This window comes from Rhodococcus sp. MALMAid1271 (assembly GCF_049195265.1).
In the GTDB taxonomy this organism is placed as follows: domain Bacteria; phylum Actinomycetota; class Actinomycetes; order Mycobacteriales; family Mycobacteriaceae; genus Rhodococcoides.
This window is the reverse complement of sequence record NZ_JBMIRQ010000078.1, coordinates 103,443-124,698: the sequence shown is the minus strand read 5'-3', so window position 1 is coordinate 124,698 and position 21,256 is coordinate 103,443. Positions and strand designations below refer to the sequence as shown.

At 64.2% G+C, this 21,256-nt stretch carries 20 protein-coding genes; 6 read left to right on the top strand and 14 right to left on the bottom strand.

Annotation, left to right across the window (positions count from 1 at the left end):
• Positions 1 to 22: 22 nt before the first annotated feature.
• A complete protein-coding gene (locus ACOQFP_RS10985) occupies positions 23 to 790 on the bottom strand; it encodes an acetoin reductase (RefSeq protein ID WP_421584339.1) in 768 nt (255 codons plus the stop codon).
• Positions 790 to 1,845, bottom strand: a complete 1,056-nt coding sequence (locus tag ACOQFP_RS10980) for a 2,3-butanediol dehydrogenase (RefSeq protein ID WP_206490772.1) — start codon at positions 1,843 to 1,845, stop codon at positions 790 to 792. Before ACOQFP_RS10980 ends, ACOQFP_RS10985 begins: the two co-directional genes overlap by 1 nt.
• A gap of 179 nt (positions 1,846 to 2,024) precedes the next feature.
• On the opposite strand from ACOQFP_RS10980, the gene ACOQFP_RS10975 reads away from it, so the two are divergent.
• Both ACOQFP_RS10975 and ACOQFP_RS10970 read left to right on the top strand, forming a co-directional pair.
• Complete coding sequence (locus ACOQFP_RS10975) at positions 2,025 to 3,140, top strand: hypothetical protein (protein WP_421584338.1); 1,116 nt, start codon at positions 2,025 to 2,027, stop codon at positions 3,138 to 3,140.
• 92 nt (positions 3,141 to 3,232) lie between these two features.
• Positions 3,233 to 5,074: an NAD(P)-binding domain-containing protein gene (locus ACOQFP_RS10970; RefSeq protein ID WP_421584337.1), complete on the top strand. Its 1,842-nt coding sequence runs from the start codon at positions 3,233 to 3,235 to the stop codon at positions 5,072 to 5,074.
• Positions 5,075 to 5,290: 216 nt separating this feature from the next.
• Here ACOQFP_RS10970 and ACOQFP_RS10965 read toward each other — a convergent pair whose 3' ends face one another.
• The 6 genes from ACOQFP_RS10965 to ACOQFP_RS10940 all read right to left on the bottom strand — a co-directional run bounded on the left by ACOQFP_RS10965 (position 5,291) and on the right by ACOQFP_RS10940 (position 11,015).
• Complete coding sequence (locus ACOQFP_RS10965; protein WP_421584336.1) at positions 5,291 to 6,763, bottom strand: carboxylesterase/lipase family protein; 1,473 nt, start codon at positions 6,761 to 6,763, stop codon at positions 5,291 to 5,293.
• Positions 6,764 to 6,808: 45 nt separating this feature from the next.
• Positions 6,809 to 7,813 (bottom strand): aldo/keto reductase family protein, encoded by a 1,005-nt coding sequence (locus tag ACOQFP_RS10960; protein ID WP_341244927.1) that lies wholly within the window; start codon positions 7,811 to 7,813, stop codon positions 6,809 to 6,811.
• Between the two features lie 150 nt (positions 7,814 to 7,963).
• Positions 7,964 to 9,262 carry a hypothetical protein gene (locus tag ACOQFP_RS10955; RefSeq protein ID WP_421584335.1) on the bottom strand — a complete coding sequence of 433 codons (1,299 nt, stop codon included), beginning with the start codon at positions 9,260 to 9,262 and terminating at the stop codon, positions 7,964 to 7,966.
• Positions 9,263 to 9,269: 7 nt separating this feature from the next.
• The gene (locus ACOQFP_RS10950; protein WP_206490778.1) at positions 9,270 to 9,734 is read right to left on the bottom strand and encodes a MarR family winged helix-turn-helix transcriptional regulator; all 465 of its coding nucleotides are present in this window, start codon (positions 9,732 to 9,734) and stop codon (positions 9,270 to 9,272) included.
• Positions 9,731 to 10,330 carry a DJ-1/PfpI family protein gene (locus ACOQFP_RS10945; protein ID WP_206490779.1) on the bottom strand — a complete coding sequence of 200 codons (600 nt, stop codon included), beginning with the start codon at positions 10,328 to 10,330 and terminating at the stop codon, positions 9,731 to 9,733. Before ACOQFP_RS10945 ends, ACOQFP_RS10950 begins: the two co-directional genes overlap by 4 nt.
• 40 nt (positions 10,331 to 10,370) lie before the next feature.
• Entirely contained in the window at positions 10,371 to 11,015 is a 645-nt protein-coding gene (locus ACOQFP_RS10940; protein ID WP_341244930.1) for a hypothetical protein, read from the bottom strand.
• 97 nt (positions 11,016 to 11,112) lie between these two features.
• Here ACOQFP_RS10940 and ACOQFP_RS10935 point away from each other — a divergent pair, with 97 nt between their 5' ends.
• Both ACOQFP_RS10935 and ACOQFP_RS10930 read left to right on the top strand, forming a co-directional pair.
• On the top strand, positions 11,113 to 11,472 hold the full coding sequence (locus ACOQFP_RS10935) for an ArsR/SmtB family transcription factor (protein ID WP_206490781.1): 360 nt from the start codon (positions 11,113 to 11,115) through the stop codon (positions 11,470 to 11,472).
• Positions 11,469 to 12,497 carry a TIGR03086 family metal-binding protein gene (locus ACOQFP_RS10930; protein ID WP_421584334.1) on the top strand — a complete coding sequence of 343 codons (1,029 nt, stop codon included), beginning with the start codon at positions 11,469 to 11,471 and terminating at the stop codon, positions 12,495 to 12,497. Before ACOQFP_RS10935 ends, ACOQFP_RS10930 begins: the two co-directional genes overlap by 4 nt.
• Positions 12,498 to 12,518: 21 nt before the next feature.
• Here the strand turns inward: ACOQFP_RS10930 and ACOQFP_RS10925 are convergent, their stop codons facing one another.
• The 4 genes from ACOQFP_RS10925 to ACOQFP_RS10910 form a co-directional block, all read right to left on the bottom strand.
• Complete coding sequence (locus ACOQFP_RS10925; protein WP_421584333.1) at positions 12,519 to 13,502, bottom strand: ABC transporter substrate-binding protein; 984 nt, start codon at positions 13,500 to 13,502, stop codon at positions 12,519 to 12,521.
• Between the two features lie 45 nt (positions 13,503 to 13,547).
• A complete protein-coding gene (locus ACOQFP_RS10920) occupies positions 13,548 to 14,693 on the bottom strand; it encodes an acyl-CoA dehydrogenase family protein (protein ID WP_241257171.1) in 1,146 nt (381 codons plus the stop codon).
• Positions 14,694 to 14,757: 64 nt separating this feature from the next.
• Positions 14,758 to 15,585 carry an SDR family oxidoreductase gene (locus ACOQFP_RS10915; RefSeq protein WP_421584332.1) on the bottom strand — a complete coding sequence of 276 codons (828 nt, stop codon included), beginning with the start codon at positions 15,583 to 15,585 and terminating at the stop codon, positions 14,758 to 14,760.
• Positions 15,586 to 15,657: 72 nt separating this feature from the next.
• Positions 15,658 to 16,479 (bottom strand): sulfurtransferase, encoded by an 822-nt coding sequence (locus tag ACOQFP_RS10910; protein ID WP_421584331.1) that lies wholly within the window; start codon positions 16,477 to 16,479, stop codon positions 15,658 to 15,660.
• A 64-nt stretch (positions 16,480 to 16,543) separates the two neighbouring features.
• On the opposite strand from ACOQFP_RS10910, the gene ACOQFP_RS10905 reads away from it, so the two are divergent.
• The gene (locus ACOQFP_RS10905) at positions 16,544 to 17,689 is read left to right on the top strand and encodes an NADH:flavin oxidoreductase (RefSeq protein ID WP_421584330.1); all 1,146 of its coding nucleotides are present in this window, start codon (positions 16,544 to 16,546) and stop codon (positions 17,687 to 17,689) included.
• A gap of 41 nt (positions 17,690 to 17,730) precedes the next feature.
• On the opposite strand, the gene ACOQFP_RS10900 is transcribed toward ACOQFP_RS10905, so the two are convergent.
• Positions 17,731 to 19,992 (bottom strand): DUF222 domain-containing protein, encoded by a 2,262-nt coding sequence (locus tag ACOQFP_RS10900; RefSeq protein ID WP_421584329.1) that lies wholly within the window; start codon positions 19,990 to 19,992, stop codon positions 17,731 to 17,733.
• 162 nt (positions 19,993 to 20,154) lie between these two features.
• On the opposite strand from ACOQFP_RS10900, the gene ACOQFP_RS10895 reads away from it, so the two are divergent.
• Complete coding sequence (locus ACOQFP_RS10895) at positions 20,155 to 20,427, top strand: hypothetical protein (protein WP_421584328.1); 273 nt, start codon at positions 20,155 to 20,157, stop codon at positions 20,425 to 20,427.
• A 35-nt stretch (positions 20,428 to 20,462) separates the two neighbouring features.
• On the opposite strand, the gene ACOQFP_RS10890 is transcribed toward ACOQFP_RS10895, so the two are convergent.
• Positions 20,463 to 21,239 (bottom strand): IclR family transcriptional regulator, encoded by a 777-nt coding sequence (locus ACOQFP_RS10890; protein WP_421584327.1) that lies wholly within the window; start codon positions 21,237 to 21,239, stop codon positions 20,463 to 20,465.
• Between the last annotated feature and the right edge of the window lie 17 nt (positions 21,240 to 21,256).

Below are 21,256 nucleotides of genomic sequence, written 5' to 3'. Positions count from 1 at the left end.
CAGGGGGTGGGATCGCAGCAGCTCAGCGATAGACCAGGCCACCGTCGATCAACGGTGCCTGACCGGTCATGTAGTCCGAGTCCGGTCCGGCGAGATACGAGACGAACGCCGCGACGTCCTCGGGTGTTTGCGCGCGCCCCAGCGCGATGCCGCCGACGAACTTGTCGTACGTCTCACCCACCGCGGCACCGGTCAGCTCCGCGAATCGTTTGTCGATCGAGACCCACATGTCGGTTCCGACCACACCTGGGCAGTACGCGTTGACGGTGATCGACTCGGCGGCGTACTCCTTGGCGGCGGCCTGGGTGAGCGCCCGGACGGCGAATTTCGTCGCGCTGTAGACACCCAGCATCGCGAACCCGTCGTGACCGGCGATCGATGAGGCGTTGATGATCTTGCCCTTGCGTCCGAGTGCCCTGAATTTCGCTGCGGCAGCTTGGATTCCCCACAGCACACCGTCGACGTTGACCGCCCATATCTTCTTCGTGTCCTCCGGACGAACATCGTCGATCGGGGCGACCTGCGCAATTCCCGCATTGTTGACGATGACGTCGAACCCGCCGAGGGCACTGTGCGCGTGGTCGACGGCCGCGAACACCTGATCGCGATCACTGACGTCGGCCACGAATGTCGTTGCCTTCGAGCCTGTTCGACGCACCTCGTCCGCCACGCCGGCGATCTTGTCCTCGTTCAGGTCGGCCAGGGCGATGTCGTGCCCGTCCGTAGCCAACCGCAACGCGATGGCACGCCCGATTCCCTGACCGGCACCGGTCACCAACACCGCGCCCATCACGCCACTCCGGTGGACGGGTCGACCAGGACTTTCATCTTCGTACCGGCGTGCAGAGCCTCGAACCCGTCGTCGATGACGCCGTCGAGCGTGATCTTGTCCACCCATCCGGTCGTGTCGTAGTGGCCCTTGCTCATCAGATCGATGACGGCTTCGTAGTCGGCCGAGGTGTAGCACAGCGATCCCTGGATTCGCGACTCGTTCATCACCAGCTTCTGCAGCGGTGTGGTCAAGGGCTTTTCGTAGATCGCGACGCTGACCAGTGGCTTGCGCGCGCCGATGCAACCGAGTGCGGCCTCGACGGCCGGTTGCACGCCTGCCGCGTCGTAGATGGCGTCGGCACCGTTGCCGTCGGTGAGATCGGCCATGTGGGCCGGGATGTCGATGGCCGTCGGATCGAGGGTCTTCGCGCCGAGGGCTTCGATCGATGCTCGACGCGTCGGTGACGGCTCGACGACGTAGACGTTGTCCAGTCCTTTGCCGCGCAGTGCGAACCACAGGCCGATGCCGATGGGGCCTGCTCCGAACACCATCGCGGTGTCCTCGGGCTTCGGATCTCCCAGCGTTGCTGCGTGATAGGCGACCGACATCGGTTCCACGAGAGCGCCGAGTTCGAGCGAAACATTGTCGGGCAAGGGGTGGATCATGTCGGTGGGGACCACGGTGTATTCGGCCATTCCGCCGTCGGACATCAGTCCGTGAAAGCCGATCTGTGCGCAGATGTTGTAGTTGCCGGCGCGGCACGGCCCGCAGTGCCCACAGCGGTAGATCGGTTCGATGGCGACCCGGTCACCCACTTCGATGCCGGTGACGCCTTTCCCGAGTTCGGTGATCGTTCCCGAGAACTCGTGGCCCAGCACCAGCGGCATCTCCTGCTCGGTCAGCGGATGCGGCGAGGTGGGGATGAAGATGGGGCCGGCGTAGTACTCGTGCAGGTCGGTTCCGCAGATTCCGTTGAACCCGATTTTGACCTTGACCTGCCCTTCACCCGGATTCGGCTCGGGTACGTCGGTGATCTCCACCTTGTTGGGGCCGTAGTACACAGCTGCGCGCATCGGTTTTCACTCCTGACTGATTGGATGCGTACAGGTTTATGTGACCCGGAGCACAACCGCCAGGGTTGCAGCGCGTTGCACTGCGTCGGCACATGTGCAACCTCCCGCAACCCTGACGGCCCGGTGTGATTCAGCTCATAGTGACGGCGTCACCTTCGCCCACACCGAAACGAGCACCCATGACCGCAACCGCAGACCGCCCCTTGAAGAATCCGAACGTCACTACGCCTCAGGGCAACTGGATCGTATTCGGCCTTGCGAATCTCGTAGCCGTGGTGGTCGTCTCACTTGCGACCTGGTACCTACTGGCAGATCCCACCACCAGCCCGTGGAATTTCTATCCGCTGCCGTTCAACGCTGCGCTCTTCTGGGCGATCCTGTTCATCGTGTTCATCGGATTCGATTGCGAATTCGCCGGATTCGATTCGCTGAAGCAACCGATGCGCGGGATCGCCATCCTGGCCTCGACGGCCGTCTTCGCCGTCGCCGTCACCTGGATACTCGGCAGCGGCATCGGGGCGCTGTATCCAGATTTTTCCGGCTCCCGAGACGGTGGACTCGGATACTTCGCCGGGGCCCTGTTCGTGCTGTTCGGATTCGGCACCTGGGTGATGGTCGTCCTGAACTGGCAGCACTGGCCGTGGTCGATCCTGCCGATGAAGCAACCGCTGATCGGTCTGTGCGAGATTGCCTTCGTCGCCGTACCGACGCTGGCGCTGTATTTCGTGTTCGGGCTGCCGTCGGTCTCACTGTCGGCCACCGACCCACTGATGTCCGTGGACACTGCGCTCGGCTGGTTCTACTCGATCGTCGTCTCGGTGATCCTCACCGGCCAGACTCTCGACAACTGGCCGTGGAAGTTGGCAGGCGGGGGCGGCCGGACGGCTCTGGCCGCGACTGTCGGCAATGCCGCTGTCGGAACCGCCATCTACTTCGCGTTGGTCCCGTTGGCGAGGCTGCTCGTCGGCTCCGACGCCAGCGCCGAACTCGGTAGCGCGATCGGTCAGTTCCCCGCTCAGATCGGCGTCTGCTGGGCTTTCTGGATGATTTTCTGGGCCAACGGTTTCGGCAATCGCTTCCCCGCACCGGCACGCGCGCTCGTGACCTTCGCGCTGGCCATCGGCACGTTCCTCGCGTACTACTTCCTCGTCGCGGAGCACGTCCTGCACGAGCCCGTCGTCGCCGCCGGTATCTCCGGCAACGCGCTGGGCTTCATCGATTGGTTGGTGCTGTGGACGCTCGTCTACGTCGTCGGCTTTCAGTCGCTCGGACTGAGGAAACTCGCACCGGCCTGACCCGCTGCAACCCACTGCAACTCTCGACCCCATCACACAATCGGAGTGTGCTGGGTCACACAACGCGCACACTTTCGTCACGAGGAGTTTTCATGACCCAGACCATCGAGCCTGCCTCGATCACTCGCACGCACACCCCACAGGAACGTGTCGACGCCTGGTTGGCGAAATTCGAGGAAGCGCTGGTCGCCCGCGATATTTCCCGCGTTGCCGGCATGTTCGCCGTCAGCAGCTTCTGGCGCGACCTGGTCACGTTCACGTGGAACATCAAAACCGTCGAGGGCCGCGAAGGCGTCGCCGACATGCTCGCCGAACGACTCGACGACACCGATCCGACGGGCTTTCACACCACCGAGACCCCCGACGAGTCGGACGGCGTCATCTCGGCATGGATCGAGTTCGAAACCGCGACCAGCCGGGGCAGGGGGCATCTGCGCCTGACCGTCGACGCCGATACCGGCGACGATATCGCGTGGACGCTGCTGACCACGATGCAGGAGCTCAAGGGGTACGAGGAGCGTCAGGGCAGGTCGCGTATCAAGGGCGCGGTGCACGGCTCGAACGCCGATACCCAGAACTGGGCGGAGAAGAAGGAGATCGAGGAGAAGGAACTCGGCTACAGCGTGCAGCCGTACGCTCTCGTCGTCGGCGGCGGCCAGGGCGGCATCGCTCTCGGCGCTCGGTTCCGCCAGCTGGGTGTGCCGGCGATCGTCGTGGACCGTGCCGAGCGTCCCGGCGACCAGTGGCGCGGACGCTACAAGTCGCTGTGCCTGCACGACCCGGTCTGGTACGACCACCTTCCGTATCTGCCGTTCCCGCCGAACTGGCCGGTGTTCGCGCCGAAGGACAAGATCGGCGACTGGCTCGAGATGTACACCAAGGTGATGGAAGTTCCGTACTGGTCCAAGACCACCGCGAAATCCGCCACCTACGACGAGACGGCGAAGGAGTGGACCGTCGTCGTCGACCGGGACGGCGAGGAAGTGATCCTGCGGCCCAAGCAGTTGGTGATGGCCACCGGTATGTCAGGCAAGAAGAACGTTCCGAATTTCCCCGGCATGGACGAATTCGAGGGTGAGCAGCACCATTCCAGCGAACATCCCGGTCCCGACGCCTATGTCGGCAAGCGCGTCGTGGTGGTCGGTTCCAACAACTCCGCGCACGACATCTGCAAGGCGCTCTACGAGACGGGCGTCGATGTGACGATGCTGCAGCGCTCCTCGACGCATATCGTCAAGTCCGATTCGCTGTGCGAGATCGCGCTCGGTGACCTGTACTCCGAACGGGCCGTGGAATCCGGGATGACGACGAACAAGGCCGATCTGACGTTCGCTTCGCTGCCCTACCGGATCATGCACGAGTTCCAGATTCCGGTGTATCAGCAGATCGCGGAGCAGGACAAGGACTTCTACGATCGGCTGGAGAAGGCCGGCTTCCAGCTCGACTTCGGCGACGACGGCTCCGGGCTGTTCATGAAGTACCTGCGTCGCGGCTCGGGCTACTACATCGATGTCGGCGCATCCGAACTGGTTGCGGACGGCAAGATCAAACTCGTTGCCGGGCAGGTGGATCGCATCAGCAAGACCGGCGTCGTGCTGGAGGACGGCACCGAACTGCCTGCCGATCTCATCGTCTACGCCACCGGCTACGGCTCGATGAACGGCTGGGTCGCCGATCTGATCGATCAGGAGACCGCGGACAAGGTCGGCAAGTGCTGGGGCCTCGGCTCGGACACCACCAAGGATCCCGGCCCCTGGGAGGGCGAGCAGCGCAACATGTGGAAGCCGACGCAGCAGGAGAACTTCTGGTTCCACGGCGGCAATCTGCACCAGTCACGGCACTATTCGCTGTATCTCGCGCTGCAGATCAAGGCGCGCTACGAAGGCATCGACACTCCGGTGTACGGGCTGCAGGAAGTGCATCACCTTCGGTGACGCAGGTGCACGGAAGTTCGTGGTCTGCTACGAACTTCCGTGCACCTGGTTGGCGGCTTTTTCGTCCGTCACCGGGCTATCGTGCGGTTGTACCTGGAACTGCTGCCCTTCCTGTCGATTTCGTCTCGAATCGGTGGCGGGCTCGTCGTGCTGGTCCTGTCCTTGCTCGGCCCACTGGTGCTGTAGTCGCGGCCGGAGGACAGGGGTGCGCCCCTCTCAGCGCACCCCGTGCCACACCGCGCGGGTTGCCGGTCTCGGATCGAGGGCGACGCCGGGTTGGTTGCCGAACATCATCACCGCGCGCTCCGTCCCGTACCGTTCCCAGCCGGGAGAGCCGTCACGCACGAATTCGACCCAGGCGCGGTGCATCTGGTCGGCCACCTGTTGCGGTGGGTTCGGGCCCGTGATGCGCTCGGTCTCGGGCTTGTGCAGCACGTCGAACACGAACGGGATCTCCAGCGCATGGCAGGCTCCGAGAGCTCCATCGAACAGCGAAGAGCGCCAAGTGAATTCGTAGACATAGGCGTTGCCCGAGCGGGCTTCGACCAGACGTGTGGCCGGGATGCGAAAGAACCAGTCGGTCATGACGGCTATCATCAGCTCGCCCGCCGAGGCATCGGGCAACTGCTCGCGGTACCGGTCCAGCACCGACGGATCGGCCCGGTACCCGGCCAGGATCGCCTTCACGTAGTCCTCGGTGATGTGCGGCACCAGACCCGCCGGAACGATGAAGAACGCATGCTCCTCACTGGTGGTTCCGATCAGCACATCCACCTGTGCGCTCGCGCCCTCGCTGATACGCGAATACGGCAGTTCTGCAACGACATCGCCGTCGATACAGGGCTCGAACGCCATCATGTTCACGGCAACCTCCCCCCATGCTCCGGTCGGAGCCTCCGCCGCGATGCGATCGGACAGATCGCGTTGCGCGTCGACCAGGGTGTCCACCGGCACCGAGCCCAGGCCTTCGACCGTCGCCTCGACGCCGAGCGAGGACGCCAATGCCGCGGAGACCTTTCCAGCGGTCTCGGCGGTGATGACGTGGTGCCCGGCACCGCTCTGCAGAATCGCTCGTCGGAAGAGCCCCTCCGCTCGCGGCATCGACATCAGAGTCCCGACGCTCATCGCCCCGGCAGACTCCCCCGCTATCGTGACGCGAGCAGGGTCGCCGCCGTAGGCCGCGATGTGGTCACGTACCCACTCCAGAGCCGCGACTTGATCGAGTATCCCCCGGTTCGCCGGGGCACCGTCGATCAGCGCGAAACCGTCGACTCCCAGTCGGTAGTTGACGACCACGGCCACCACGCCGTCTCGGGCGAAGGCGGTGCCGTCGTAGGTGGGGATGGCGTTGCTGCCATTGACGAATGCGCCGCCGTGGATCCAGACGAACACCGGTGCCGACCCGGCGACATCAGGGGTGAAGACGTTGACGTTCAGACAGTCTTCACCGGGCACCACAGGCTCGCTGAGGATCTCACTGGTCGGCGGCCGGTAGCCGACCTTGGGGACGGTGGCCCCGAGTTCGAGGGCGTCGCGCTCACCGTCCCAGGTCGGCGGAGGCGAGGGGGCTTGAAATCGACGGGTCCCGAACGGGGCCTCGGCGTACGGCACACCGAGAAACGCAGTGACCCCTGCGTCGGTCCGACCGCGCACCCGGCCTTGAGGAGTATCGACGGTGATCGTGTCCATATCTCATTTCTACTCTGCTCGGATCGGACCGGCGCCCTCAGGCGATCAGACCAGTCGCGCTTCGGGCGAGCCCGTCTTGCCCGGGTCGCGCTCGACCGAATCGCCGAGGGCATCGTCGATCTTGGCGAGCACGTCGGCTTCGAGGGTCACCTCGGAGGCCTTGATGTTCTCGGCGATCTGCTCGGGGCGGGAGGCCCCGACCAGTGCGGCGGCGATGTTGTCGTTGGCGAGGACCCATGCAACGGCCAACTGCGCCATGGTGATTCCCAGATCGTCGGCGATCGGCTTCAGTTGCTGCACCCGAGTCAGCGTCGTGTCGTCGAGGTAGCGCGCGATCATCTTGTCGCCGCCCTTGTCGTCCTTGGCCCGCGAGCCGTCGGGCAAGGGTTGACCGGGGAGGTACTTCCCGGTGAGCACGCCCTGGGCAATGGGCGACCAGACGATCTGTGAGATGCCCAGGTCCTTGGACGTCGGGATCACCTGGTCCTCGATGACGCGCCACAGCGCCGAGTACTGCGGCTGGTTCGAGATGATGGAGAAGCCGTTCTGACGGGCCAGTTCCTGCCCGCGACGCAGTTGGTCGGCCGTCCATTCCGACACTCCGATGTACAGGGCTTTGCCCTGACGGACCACGTCACCGAATGCGGCGATGGTCTCTTCGAGCGGAGTCTCGACGTCGTAGCGGTGCGCCTGGTAGAGGTCGACGTAGTCGGTGCCGAGCCGACGCAGCGAGGCGTCGATACCTTCGAGGATGTGCTTGCGGGAGAGTCCGGTGTCGTTCGGGCCCTTGGGTCCGACGGGGAAGTAGACCTTGGTGAAGATCTCGAGCGATTCTCGACGCTCTCCCTTCAATGCGTCGCCGAGGACGCTCTCGGCTGCCCCGTTGGCGTAGACATCCGCGGTGTCGAACGTGGTGATGCCTGCATCGAGGGCCGCGCGCACGCATTCGGTGGCGATGTCGTTCTCCACCTGCGATCCGTGCGTGAGCCAGTTTCCGTACGTGATCTCCGAAATTTTCAGTCCGCTGTTTCCCAGGTATCTGTAGGCCATGAAAAAAACGGTACTCCCATCACCGTCCGGTGCACCGCTGCGTCTCCTCGTCGATCACGCATCGCGACGCCATCTGCCGATTCGTCGAAACGGGTTGCCACCGGGCCCGATCTGCGGCGGGTCGGAGCGCGTCCTACCCGTCCTCCGCCGTCACAGTGGGCGTCGACGCCGGTGGAGCGCTTCGATCCCGATCCCTGCAATGACCACTGCTGCGAACGCCACGCCGGTCGAGATCCACAGATCGACACTCGGCGAGAACGTGCTGGTATCGATCGAGGTCAGAGGGGTGTACGCGGTCCAGCCGTAGGTGAGTACCACCGGCACTGTGATCGCCACCGGCACAGTGAGACCGATGGTCGACGACGAGGGCTCGGCCGGAGTGCACGAGAGGTAGAGGTACACCGCGGCCGCTGGAAAGGCGACCAGGCCTGCCACGTAGTTCACGTTGTCCAGCGGCGGACGATCGAACAGGGCCGTCGCGCAGACGAGTGCCAGCACCGAACAGCCTGCCACCGGATGCTTCCAGCGCAGGGCGAGCGCGGCACCGGCCGCAACCGACGCAGCCGTGGCAACTATCAGACCTGACACCCAGATCGGACTGGCCGAGACATCGACGGCGACCGCGGGAACGGTGGACGAGGCGGCGAGCACAGCGAGGCCGGCGAGCACCATCGTTCCGCCGAGACCGGGTAGAAGCGCCGCTGCCGCAACACATATCGGGATTGCGAGCACACCCAGGTAGAAGTGCCCGGCGAGGTCGGATCCTCCTTCGTACAGCTGCCGCAGAAACAGCCAGTGGATCAGCAGTCCGCATCCTGAAATCAGTACGGCGGCCAGGACAATTCGACCCACATGAACGCCCGGTACCGCGTGACTCGAGGGGCCTGTCCCCGTCCCGGTGTCCGCGGTCGCACGTCCCAGTGCCACGGCCAGTGCGATGGCCGTCAGCAGCGCCAGCACGGGAATCACGATCGGTGTGGTGCGCTCCGATTCGAGGAGATAGTCCTGGTAGCGGCGTGGGGTGTCGCTTTCGAGCGCCAGGACGCCGCCAGCGGTCAGCAGTCCGGCGAGGAAGGACGCGCTCAGAGCAGGTTGCAGCCCAACACTTTTCGACTCGCTGCTGCGTGAGTGGCGAGCCGCCGCTGCACTACCGCCCAGCAAGACGCCCCCGGAGATCACCGCGATGTACTCGAAGACGCCGGCGGGCACGAGCACAGCTGAAATACCTGCGGCCACGACTGCGGTGATCGAGACGGCTGCGAGTGCCGTTCTCCCTCGCACGAACAATGCGAGCAAGGTCGCGGCGATCACTGCGATCGCAAGTACCCCACCGCCGCTGGAGAGCAGCAGCCCGCCGATCGACCCGCCGCCGGTGAGGTCGATACCGCTCGATTGTGCAAGTAGCAGACCGGACACGAAGCCCGAGAGCAGAACCCCGAGCGCAATCATGACCGAATTATGCACTGCCGGTGCGAAAGTTTCGCGATGCCTCCAGGATCTTCGCCAAGGTCGCTGCAAATGAACGCAATTCGCTCTCGCCCACCGACGTCCCCACGGCATCGGACCATGCGTATTGCGCGTCCCGCAGGGAGGCGACGGTCTCGCGCCCCTTCGGTGTGGGTTCGAGGAGCTTGGATCGCTTGTGATGTGGGTTGTCGACGTAGACCGCCCAGCCCTTGTCGACCAACAGATTTGCGGTGCGTTGCACACTCTGCCTGGCCAGACCCAGCCCGACGCGTCGCGCAATATCGGCGACGGACAGGGGCTCGTCGAGGGTAGCTCCCAGTACCTGCCACCATGCCGGTGTCAGACCCGTCGGCTCGGTGATGTCATGCGCCGCTGCGAGGAATTCGCCGTTGAGCTCGAAGACAGGCAACACCAGAGCGGTCAGCGCATCACCTTCCGGAGTGCGTTGTTTCATTGGCCCGACAGTTGGTCGTAGTACTTTTGTTCCCCTGTCGTGTAGAGGCCGTGCCAGGCGTCGATGACCGGTTGCGGAAACACGTTCAGCCGCTCGAACACCAGTTTGGCGAATTCGATCGGCGCCGTGGCACCAGCGGTGATGACGGTGCCATCGGATACCGCTTTCTCCGCTCGGTAGTGCTGCGCGCCGCGGTAACTCGCTGCCTGCGTGAGGAACTCGGCCGCATTCGAGGTGTGCGGCCGATCATCGAGCAGGCCGACTCGAGCGAGTCCGTAGGTGGCTCCGCAGATTGCCGCAACCGCAGTTCCTGCCGCGATGGCATCCGCGGCCAGACCGAGGACCGCGTCGTGGCCGGTATTCCATGTCTGCGCGCCCGGCAGAATCAACGCATCGACGGCGGGAAGATCGGCCAGTGCGCAGTCGGGTGTGATTCGCAGACCGCCCATCGTCGTGACGGCCGAACCCGCTTCCGACACAACGATCAATCGGTTCGCATCCGGGACTTGCTCGCGGGCCATCGCGAGTCCGGCAATGAGATATCCATACTCCCAGTCGGCCATGGTGTCGGTGGCGTACAGCGCAACAGTGGTCATCGCACAAACCTCACTTCAATTGACAGGATGCTGTCAATCATCACTCTTGTGACAGCAAGCTGTCAATAGACGGCAGCACGCGCGTCGCTCGAGCACGCGGATCCACCTCGTCCAGATAGATGCGGCACGCCGCGTGATATCGCTCGTCGAAAGCCCTACCTGCCGCCTCGACGCCGCCGAGCGCGTCCGCATCCCTGACCATGCCGCGGGCGCGCGCGATATCCATGGGAGTGTCGACGAAGACGGAGTAGTCCCAGTAATCAGGCAGCGGCGGGCGATGCAGGAAGGTTCCGTCCACGACGACCACCGTATCTGCGGGCAACATTTCCGGGGCGTCCTCCACCGGCCGATCAGTGGCCAGATCGATGATCCGGCGGCGAATGACACGACTTCCGTTGGGCCCCAGCGGAATCAGCAGGTTCGTCAGCAGCGCATCGAAGTCGTACGCGTCTCGATAGTAGCCGAGCGCCGAGGTCCGACCCTGCCGATATCGATGGACGCGCCGGTGATGAAAGCCATCCATGGTCACATGCGTCACCGAACGACCCTGCGCTTCAACGGCACTCGCCAGCCAACGCGCACAACTCGTCTTCCCCGACGCCGTCACTCCGTCGATCGCGACCCGCAGCGGATGCCCCGGATTTCGAGAGAGAAGATCCTCCACCATGTCTTCGCCCGCACCCATGGGCAGAAGAATAAGCCATCGACTGTACTCAACCAAGTGGTTGACCAAGGCCGGAGCGAGGCTTACGCTCACCTCTACCGAAACAAGCGAGGAACCCATGGACGAGGCAACCGAGCAGCTCAACAGGACATTCGCGGCCCTGGCCGACCCCACCCGCCGCGACATCGTTGCCAGACTCGCCGGCGCGGACGCGAACGTCAGCGAACTTGCAGAGCCGTACGACATGAGCCTTCAAGCCGTATCCAAGCACGTCAAGGTACTCGAGGAGGCCGGTCTGGTCACCCGCAGCAGAGACGCCCAACGCCGTCCGGTGCACCTGGACGCGGAGGTGTTCGGACTGATGGCCAAGTGGATCGAACGCTATCGCCAGGAAGCAGAACAACGCTATCGCCGCCTCGACGCCCTACTCGAGAGCATCGCAGACACCGAGACCCCACACACGAAGGAAGTGTCATGACCGCGCACGAAACCACGATCATTGCCGACGAGAGCGTGCCCACCATCGAGATCATTCGAGAATTCGACGCTGCACCGGAGCAGGTATTTCGGGCACACGTCGATGCAGAGCTGTATCGGCAGTGGGTAGGGCCGCGGTCGTTGACCACACGAATCCTCAAGTGGGAGGCACAGACCGGAGGATCGTGGGCATTCGCCAACGACCGGGACGGCGAGGAGATCGCCTCGTTCTACGGTAGCTTCCACGAGGTTCGAGCGAACGAGAGAATCGTATGGACTTTCACCTACGAAGGCCAACCGGATTCCGTTGCACTCGAAACACTCTCGTTCACCGGACGCGACGGCGGGGGTACCCGATTGAGGGTGATGAGTGTGGTCTCCGATTTCGCCACCCGCGACGCCATGCTCTCGAGTGGTATGGACATCGGAGTCCGCGAGGGCTACGAGAAACTCGACGCACTGTTCACCGGGCCAGCTGGGCAGCATGCGCGCGACGCCGCCACGTTCACCGCGTTGGTCGAGTCCGCCACCTCCGAGGACTGGTTGCGGCCGAGCCCGGTACCCGGCTGGGCCGCACGGGATGTCGTCGCGCACCTCGTCGAATGGTCCCGGGGCTTTCTCTCCGGTGGGGCGGGAATCGAATTCGAGACTCTCGACGTCGATGCAGACCCCGCCGCCGCATGGAAACAACACGTCTGCGACATCCAAGCGATCCTCGATCGCCCCGACGGCCGAGTACTGAGCAATCCGCATACGGGCGATATGCCCGTCGAACTCGCTATCGACAGGTTCTACACCGCGGATATCTGGATGCACTCCTGGGACTTGGCCAAAGCTCTCGGCCGCACAGTCGATCTGGGCCGGGACCGATGCACGGCGGCCCTCGAGGCGATGGCACCGATGGAGCAGATGCTGCGAGAGAGCGGGCAGTACGGGCCCGCCGTCCCCGTGTCCGACGACGCCTCCGCACAGGAGAGGTTCGTGGCCTTCATCGGACGAGACCCGGCGTGGTCACCACAGAGCTGACCCAGGCTCGATCCCTCGCGCCTAACCGGCCACCGCCTCGAGCTGCGGCCGTATCGTGTTCAGCGAGAACTCGACCGATGCTTTCGACGGCAGATTGATCCCGACGACCCTTGCATAGTCCACGACAGCCAGTCCCCCGCCGGTGGCCGCCGGCAGCATCGTGAACCCGGGCAGCTTCTCCAGATCCTCGCGGGTGCCGCCGTTGGGCAGCATCACCACGAGGTCGGCCGTCAGCACGTCCAGACGCTCGGGACTGAGCACGATACGGCCATGGGAGATATCGGGTGAATTCACCAGATTCTCGGGCACGCTCAGACCGATACTGCCGAAGACCTGCGCTGCACCATCTTTCGGGTCCGCGACAACAGCCAACTTCTGTGTGCTGAAGACGAACTGCGAGAGCACCGCGGTCTTACCGCGAAGACCCGGGAAATCCTGCGCGATGCCATCGGTGACCGCATGCCCCTCGTCGATGATCCGCTGCGCATCGTCCTCGCGGTCCAAGACGAGGCCGAGGGTCTCGATCTGAGATTCCCAGGTCTCGACCTTCTCCGCCTTCGGGAAGACCGTCGGTGCGATGTCGCCGAGTTGTCGATAGGGATCGATCGACGCTATCCCCGACACCAGGATCAGGTCGGGCTGCAATGCTGCGATCTCCTCGGTCGGAACGATCCCACCCGCCTGGTCGACGGCGGCGGCGTCGAGTGCGACGGAGTCATCCGATACCTCGGTCTGCCAGGGGTAGAGACCGCGCTCGTTCCCATTCGATCCGGCCGAGACGTATCCGACCGGTTGGACGTCGAATTCGAGCAGCGCGTCGACCCACTGCTGACCGAACGCGACGATCCGGGTTGGCGTGCCGGTCACTTCGACAGGTCCGGCGATGGTGTCGACGGTGACGGTTCGGGAATCGGAGACTGCGTCGGCAGCGGTCCCGCTACTGCACGCAACCAGCGTCACCGCTGCCGTCAGGCCGAAAGCACACCCAAGAAATGTCCGTTTCATTCGCGATAAGTTAGCACAGGCTCACCTTTTATTGGTGGCCTGTGTTCACCGGTATTTGCCCAACTCCATATGCGCGATGGAGCGCTTGTGAACCTCGTCGGGTCCGTCGGCCAGGCGGAGCGTCCGAACGTGTGCGTACATCATCGCGAGCGGGAAGTCGTTGCTGACACCGCCGCCGCCGTGCACCTGGATGGCGCGGTCGATGATCGTGAGCGCCATGGCCGGTGCGGCAACCTTGATCGATGCGATCTCGATGCGGGCCTGCTTGTTTCCGACGGTGTCCATCAGATACGCAGCCTTGAGGGTCAGCAGGCGGGTCATCTCGATGTCGATACGCGCCTCGGCGATCCAGTCCTGGATGTTGGCGTTCTCACTGACCGGTTTGCCGAACGTCACTCGCTGAGTGGCCCTGGTGCACAACAGTTCCAGTGCACGTTCGGCGACTCCGATGGTGCGCATCGCGTGATGGATCCGGCCCGGCCCCAGTCGTGCCTGGCTGATGGCGAAACCCTCGCCCTCGCCTTTGAGAATGTCTTTCGAGGGCACCCGCACGTCTTCGAAGAGGATCTCGGCGTGGCCTTCTCGGTCCACGTAACCGAACACCGGCAAGTTGCGTACGACGGTCACTCCGGGGGCATCGATAGGCACGACGAGCATCGACTGTTGGCGGTGAGTCGCAGCCTCGGGGTCGGTCTTGCCCATGACGATGAGAACCTTGCAGTTCTTGTGCATCGCATTGGAGGCAAACCACTTTCGCCCGTTGAGGATGAAGTCGTCGCCGTCGCGGTCCATCTTCATTGCGATGTTGGTGGCATCGGAACTGGCCACGGCCGGTTCGGTCATCGCGAAGGCACTGCGAATGGTGCCGTCCAGCAACGGCTTCAGGTACTTCTCTTTGTGCTCGTCGGTGCCGAACAGTGTGAACACTTCCATGTTCCCGGTGTCCGGCGCGTTGCAGTTGCAGGCCTCTGGGGCGAGCAGGCTGCGGCCCATGATCTCGGCGAGCGGTGCGTACTCGAGGTTGGTCAAACCCGGGCCCCACTCGGGGTGCGGGTGGAAGAGGTTCCACAGTCCCCGCGACCGCGCTTCCTTCTTCAGTTCCTCGAGGATGGGAGGATGAAAGTGCGGATCTCCTGATTCGAGCATCTGCTGCTCGTAGACCGCTTCGGCCGGGTAGATGTGAGAGTCCATGAACTCCAACAGATCCGACTCGTACTTCTTCGCGCGCTCGCTGGTCTCGAAAAATGTCACGACTTCAGTTCCCCTGTCGGTTGTCGAGCAAGCTGTCCTGGTAGCGACGCATGCCGCGTAACCACCGGTCGTAATCGGCACCCTTGTTGCGGTACATGTCCAGCACGTTCTCGTGCGGCAAAATCAGAAACTGCTCGCGGTCCATCGCATCGAGCACCACATCGGCGACGTCGAGGGGCTCGAGCACGGCACCGGCACTGAGCACCGCAGCAGTTGCGGCTGCTCCCAATGCATCTCCGGATTCACGACCCTCGTAGAGCAGTTTGGTGTTGACACCCATCGGGCACAAGCAGCTGACGCGAATGCCCCGGTTGCCGTAGGTGACGTTGAGCCACTCGGCGAATCCGACGGCGGCATGCTTGGTCGTCGCATAGGTCGCAGAACCGATCTGGGTGAGCAGGCCTGCTGCCGAAGCGGTGCTGACGAAGTAGCCCTCACCGCGTTCGAGCCACCCCGGAACCAACAGCTGCGCGGCGCGGATGTGCGCGCGGACGTTGACGTCGAACGACAGGTCCCAGTCCTTCTCCGAGGCGTCGAGCCCGGGTGCGCCACTGATGCCGGCGTTGGCGAAGTAGAGATCGACGGGGCCGAACGAATCCTCGGCCAGCGCAATCAGGCGCTCGATATCCTCGATGCTCGACGCATCGGCTGCGGCCGCGACGGCCGTGTTCGGCCGGTTGCGTTCGATGGCGTCGACCACCGATGCAGCGGTGTCCTCGTCCAGGTCGGACACGACGACGCGAGCGCCGTTCTCGGAGAGGCGGGCGGCGATGGCCCCGCCGATTCCGCCTCCACCTCCGGTGACGATGGCGACTCTGCCTTCAACCTTCATGCCCAAGGTATAGTTGAAGTCAGATTCAAGTTCAACCCTCCATGCATATCACTGCTGCTCAGAGGGCTTGCGTCAGGCTCGCGGACGCGTCGGATCCGTGATCCACCCGGACCACGAGCCCGGATACAACGCAGCATCGATACCGGCGAGTTCGAGCGCGAGGATCTGATGTGCGGCGGTCACACCGGACCCGCAGTAGACGGCGACGTCTTTCCCCTCCGGCACCAGTCCACCAAATGTGCCATTGAGTACTTCGGGGGACAGAAAACGTCCATCCGAATCGACGTTCTCGGTGGTCGGCCGATTGACCGCACCAGGGATGTGTCCTGCCACCGGGTCCACCGGCTCGACTTCTCCACGGAATCGTTCGGGAGCGCGCGCATCGAGCAGGATGTTCTCTCGTGCGAAGTCGAGCACATCGTCGACATCGAGGACTCGGGCAAGGGGCGACCGGGCTGTGAACGATCCGGCGGCAACGATCGACGGCTCCGTGCCGGTGGCATATCCCTCGGCGACCCACCGCGCCAATCCACCGTCGAGCACGCGCACGTCGGGGTGACCGTGATAGCGCAGTAGCCACCATGCGCGGGCTGCGGCGGTGGCTGGACCTCCGTCGTAGACCACGACCGGGGAGTCGTTGTTCACCCCGGCACCTCGCATCGCGGCAACGAACGTCTCCACGTCGGGCAGCGGGTGGCGGCCACGATGATCGGGCGGCGCTGCCAGATCGGTGTCGAGGTCGATGAACTGCGCGGTCGGAATATGACCTGCCTCGTACCCTGATCTGTCGCTGCCGGTCTGCAGCGTGAACCGGATATCGAGGACGACCGGGGCCCGTCCCATCTCGAAGAGATCGTGCAGTTCGGTGGCGGAGATCAGCGGCGAGGGGTTCATAAGGCTCCGACGCTAACAGCCTTGCAGTGGAAATAGCTCGGTGTCGTGCCAGGTTTGCGCAGGCATGACCGAAACTGCATCCACAACACAGCATCTGTCCACTGCCGGGCTGTTCGAGCCGTTCGAGGTCAAGTCGCTGAGGCTGCGAAACCGCTTCGCGATGGCACCGATGACGCGGGCATTCTCACCGGACGGCATTCCCGGCCCGGATGTCGCCGAGTACTACCGCAAGCGCGCCGCAGGCGGCACCGGCCTGATCATCACCGAGGGCACATACATTCCCGACCCGGCGGCCGGTCCTCACACCCGCGTTCCACGGATCTACGGCGACGAGAGCCTCACCGGATGGAGGTCCGTGGTCGACGCGGTGCACGCCGAGGGCGGAGCGATCATCCCGCAACTGTGGCACCTCGGCGTCGAGCGCGGCACCGAACCACATTTGTTCCCCGACGTCACCACCGTCAGCCCGTCCGGTATCGCGCTCGACGGATCCTCGGTCGGTCGAGCCTTCACCGACGACGATCTCGACGAACTGACCTCACAGTGGGTGCAGGCCGCGGTCAACGCGCGAGACACCGGCTTCGACGGACTCGAGCTGCACGGTGCGCACGGGTACCTTCTGGATGAGTTCCTCTGGGCTACAACAAATGTGCGCAATGACGAGTTCGGCGGCTCACTCGAAGCACGGATCCGATTTCCCGCGCAGGTCGTTGCCGCGATTCGCTCGGCTGTCGGCGAGGACTTCGCGATCGTCTACCGATTCTCGCAATGGAAGAGCAATCATTTCGACGCCCGGATCGCGCAGAACCCCGAGGAACTGGGACGGGTACTCACTCCCCTCGTCGACGCCGGAGTGGATGTACTGCATGCCTCGACTCGTCGCCACTGGGATCCCGCATTCCCCGAGCTCGCCGGACGGGACGGCGAGCTCGGTCTGGCAGGTTGGACCCGCAAGCTCACCGGAGTACCGACGATCACCGTCGGATCGGTCGGTCTCGATTCGGTGTTCACATCTGCCTGGTCGGAGGACGCCGCATCTGGTGTGACCGAATTGGATGCGCTGGTACGTCAATTCGAGGACCAGGAGTTCGATCTCGTGGCTGTCGGGCGTGCGTTGCTGGCAGATCCGGAGTGGGTGAACAAGGTCGGCGACGGCCGCGTCGACGAGCGCATCGAATTCACCCGCGATCACATTCAGCAGCTGGTCTGATCGAGGTTGGTTGGTGACTCGAGTCCGCATGGCAGCACCTTCTAGAACGGTGGTGTCGTTGTGTCGTCTGTGTCGGACTGTTCGTTGTCGGGTGGGTGGGGGTAGGCGATGATGCCGGATCGTCGGGGTTGGGTGGGGATGTCTGGTCGCAGGTCGTTGCCGAGGATCGGGATGGTGGTTGCGTTGGCGGGCAGGGTGATTCGGGTGGTCTTCGAGGTGGAGGTCCAGAGGATGGCGCCGCCGGGGAGCATGGTGGCTTTCCAGTAGCCGACGGTTTTGACGGTGTGGTGGTATTCGCAGAGGCATTGGAGGTTGCTCAGGGTGGTCCAGCCGCCGGCGAAGGGGTTGGTGTGGTCGAAGGCGGTGATGTGGTCGAGTTGGCAGTGTGCGGCGGGGCGGCGGCAGTCGGGGAAGCGGCAGTGTCGGTCGCGGAGGCGGACGGCGGCGGTGGTGAGGGCGTCGGGTCGGTAGATCAGGGCTCGGTCGGTGAGGGGGTCGCGTCCGACGGAGCGTCCGAGGGTGGGGTCGGCGGCGATGGCCGCTTCGAGGGCGGCTGTGAGGGACGCATTACCGAGGTAGATGCCGGAGGGTGTGCGGTGTGTTGCGCGATCCGGGTGATTGCTTGTCGCCGCTTCGAGGGTGGGCAGGTCGAGGGTGGGCAGGTCGAGGGCAGAGCTGTGCCGTGTGCCCTTGCCGACGGGTGTGTGGGTGCAGAACCTCGCGGCGGCGGAGGCCAGCGATTGCAGGCGATGCCGGCGTGAAGTCTCGCTGGCTGTCGCGGCCGTCGAGTCTGGTGCTGGTGCTGGTGCTGGTGGTGTTTCTGGTGCTGGGTCGTTGACTGGCCTCAGGTCGGATGGCGCGGAGCTTAATGTTGTTGTGGACGAGTCCGATTCCGAATACTTCGGTGAAGCTGACGCGGATTCAGCTGATGTGGGTTCGGACGCCGCATCTGCCTCAGGGCCGGTGGCCGATGGTGCTTCCGCTAGCGGGTCGGGTGCAGGTACCGCTACGCGTGTTGCCGCGTGCTTCCGGACAGGATCGGCGTCTGGGGCGGGAGTTGCGGACGGATCGGTCGCACATGCGGGTGTCGACTCGCCGTTCCCCTCGGTCTCGCCTTTCCGCTCGGCCTCTTCGGACTCATCTGCGGACTCGCTGTTCTCCTCGGTCTCCTCGGTCTCGTCTGCCGGTGCAGGCGGTGTTGCTGGTCCGGTTTCCGGGGTGTTCTCGGCTGCAGGTGTGCTGGCCGATGCGATCCCCTCATCAGCATCAGCATCAGCATCTGCATCAGCGGCCGTGTCCGGGTCCCTGTCTGCGTCTGTGTCCGTCGCTGTCTCGGGTGAGGGTGCGGCCGGTGTTTTTTCGCTGTCGGTGTGTCGTTCCCATTGTCTGGTTTCCGGGTTCTGGTGTGCGAGTCCGAGTTTTTCGGCGAGGGTGACGGCGTCGGTGAGCAGGATCTGCCAGGTGCTGTTGCGTGCGAGTTCTCGCGCCAACTCGGGGTCGATGCAACCATGCCCGGCCAGGTAGGCGGGGTTGGCGAGGAGTCCGATGAGGGTGGCGATGTCGACGGTGATCATCGTCAACGGCCGTCGCCGATCCGCCGGTACCGCTCCAGCTCGGGGGCAGTCGGTGCGCTGACACAGGCACTCCAGGCGCGGTTCGCCGTGCATCCGCGCCATGAACGCATCGCACAGTCGTTCCTGTCTGCCACGTGGATCTTTCGGGCAGACGGTATCGGCCATCTCGGCGAGCAGCTGCCACGCGGCGGCGGCCTCGGGGGCGGTGAGCTCGGCCCGGATGCGGGCGAGCTCACCGGCGGGACTGTAGGTGACGGTGCGGAATCGTTTCGCGAACTTCCGTAGTGCTGCTGCCTCCTGCGGTGCCACGCGCAGCAGGATGTCCCAGATCTGTGTCTCGAGTGGGCCCGGGGACGAGCGGCGGGCCGCGTCGACGACCTCGCCCTCGACGGAGGCGACGATGGTGTCGGAGAGGTTGTCGAGGATCCGGCACGCGGTCCGCACCCGCGGGAAGTCGATCTCGCCTGCCTCGAACGCGTCCTTGATCAGCGGAAGGCGGGTGTGCAGGGCCACTGCGACCGAGATGTATCCCTCGGCGACGGTCGCCGAGCATCCCAACGCCAACGCCATCTCGGTGCGCCCGTAGCGGCTGTAATGCTTGTGCTCGGTATCGCGGGTGATCCAGTCGGTGTGCACGCGGTAGCAGGCGGCGATCTTGCGAGCCGCGTGCCGATTCTCCTCCCGCGCGGCAGCGGCCAACGCCTCCAACGACACCGTCGGTACCGCCATGATCTTCACCCCCCAGTGAACCGAACAAGAACGTATGTTCGAACTGAAAGGAAGAGTAAACGACACCACCGACACAAATGGATTCACTGATCCCGTCGCTGAGAAAAGCAATCCTGAGCTGCAGATATCCATCCAGCCGACAGTCGTTCTACACTCCAACTCATGACCGAGCCCGATTCAACGTCATCCGAACTTGCCGAGTTGCGAGCTCGCGCGCGCGGCGGCGATCAGGACGCCGTCGACGAGTTGGTAGAACGTGCGGGCGAGCGAAACGACCTCGACGAACTCCGCTCCCTCGCCGAAGCCGGCAGCAGCGACGCCCTCGATATCCTCGTCGAACTGGCCGGCGAACGCGGCGATCGCCTCGAACTGACAAGATTGGCGGCGGCCGGGAGCCAGGATGCCGCGGACATTCTCGACGAACTCGACAGCTGACGAGCGAGAGCTGCATCGCCCAGTCAGCCGCTCACTCAGTTGCGCCGCTCACCGAGTTGAACAGTGAGGCGGTGAGCCGCATCGAGTAGTAGCGTGCCCAGTTCCCGGCGCCGGTCTTCGCGGAACCGGGTTTCGACGCCGGTCAAGCTCAGCGCCCACGCGGGTTGGCCGGCGCGATCGAACACGGCGGCACCAAGGCCCCAGCTACCTTCGACCAGCAAAGCCGGGTTGACGGCGAATCCCGTTGTCCGAGTTTCTGCGACGCGCCGACGAATTTCTCCGCTGGAATGGCTTTCACCCCACTCGGGTACCAGATCCACACGACTCAGATACCCGTCGAGCTCGCGGTCGGGCAGGTGCGCGAGAATCGCCAACCCGGCTGACGCAACCCCGAGCGGAAACCGTATCCCCTCGTAGAGCACGTGCGAGCGCAGCGGGAAGCTCCCTTCCACTCGGAGCAGGCACACCGTCTCCGTTCCCCGGCGTGCAGAGAGAAAGGCACTCTCTCCGCTCTCGGCAGCCAAGCGCTGCACGATATTTCGGGCCAGGTCAGTGATGTCGTAGCGCACCGCGGCCATCGATCCGAGCAAATACATCTCGGGTCCGAGCGACCAGCGGCCGGTTGCGGCATCTCGGTCGACGAATCCTTCGCCGGCCAGCGAGGACAGCAGCCTGTGCGCTGTTGGGCGCGCAATACCGGCCGCCCGCGCGAGCGCAGTGGTCGAGGAACCCGACGGCTCCTCGCCTCCTGCCGCGCGCAGCAGTGCGCAGATCTTTCCAATCACACTCGCGTTGGCATCTGGTGACGTCACCGCCGCATCATACGTCC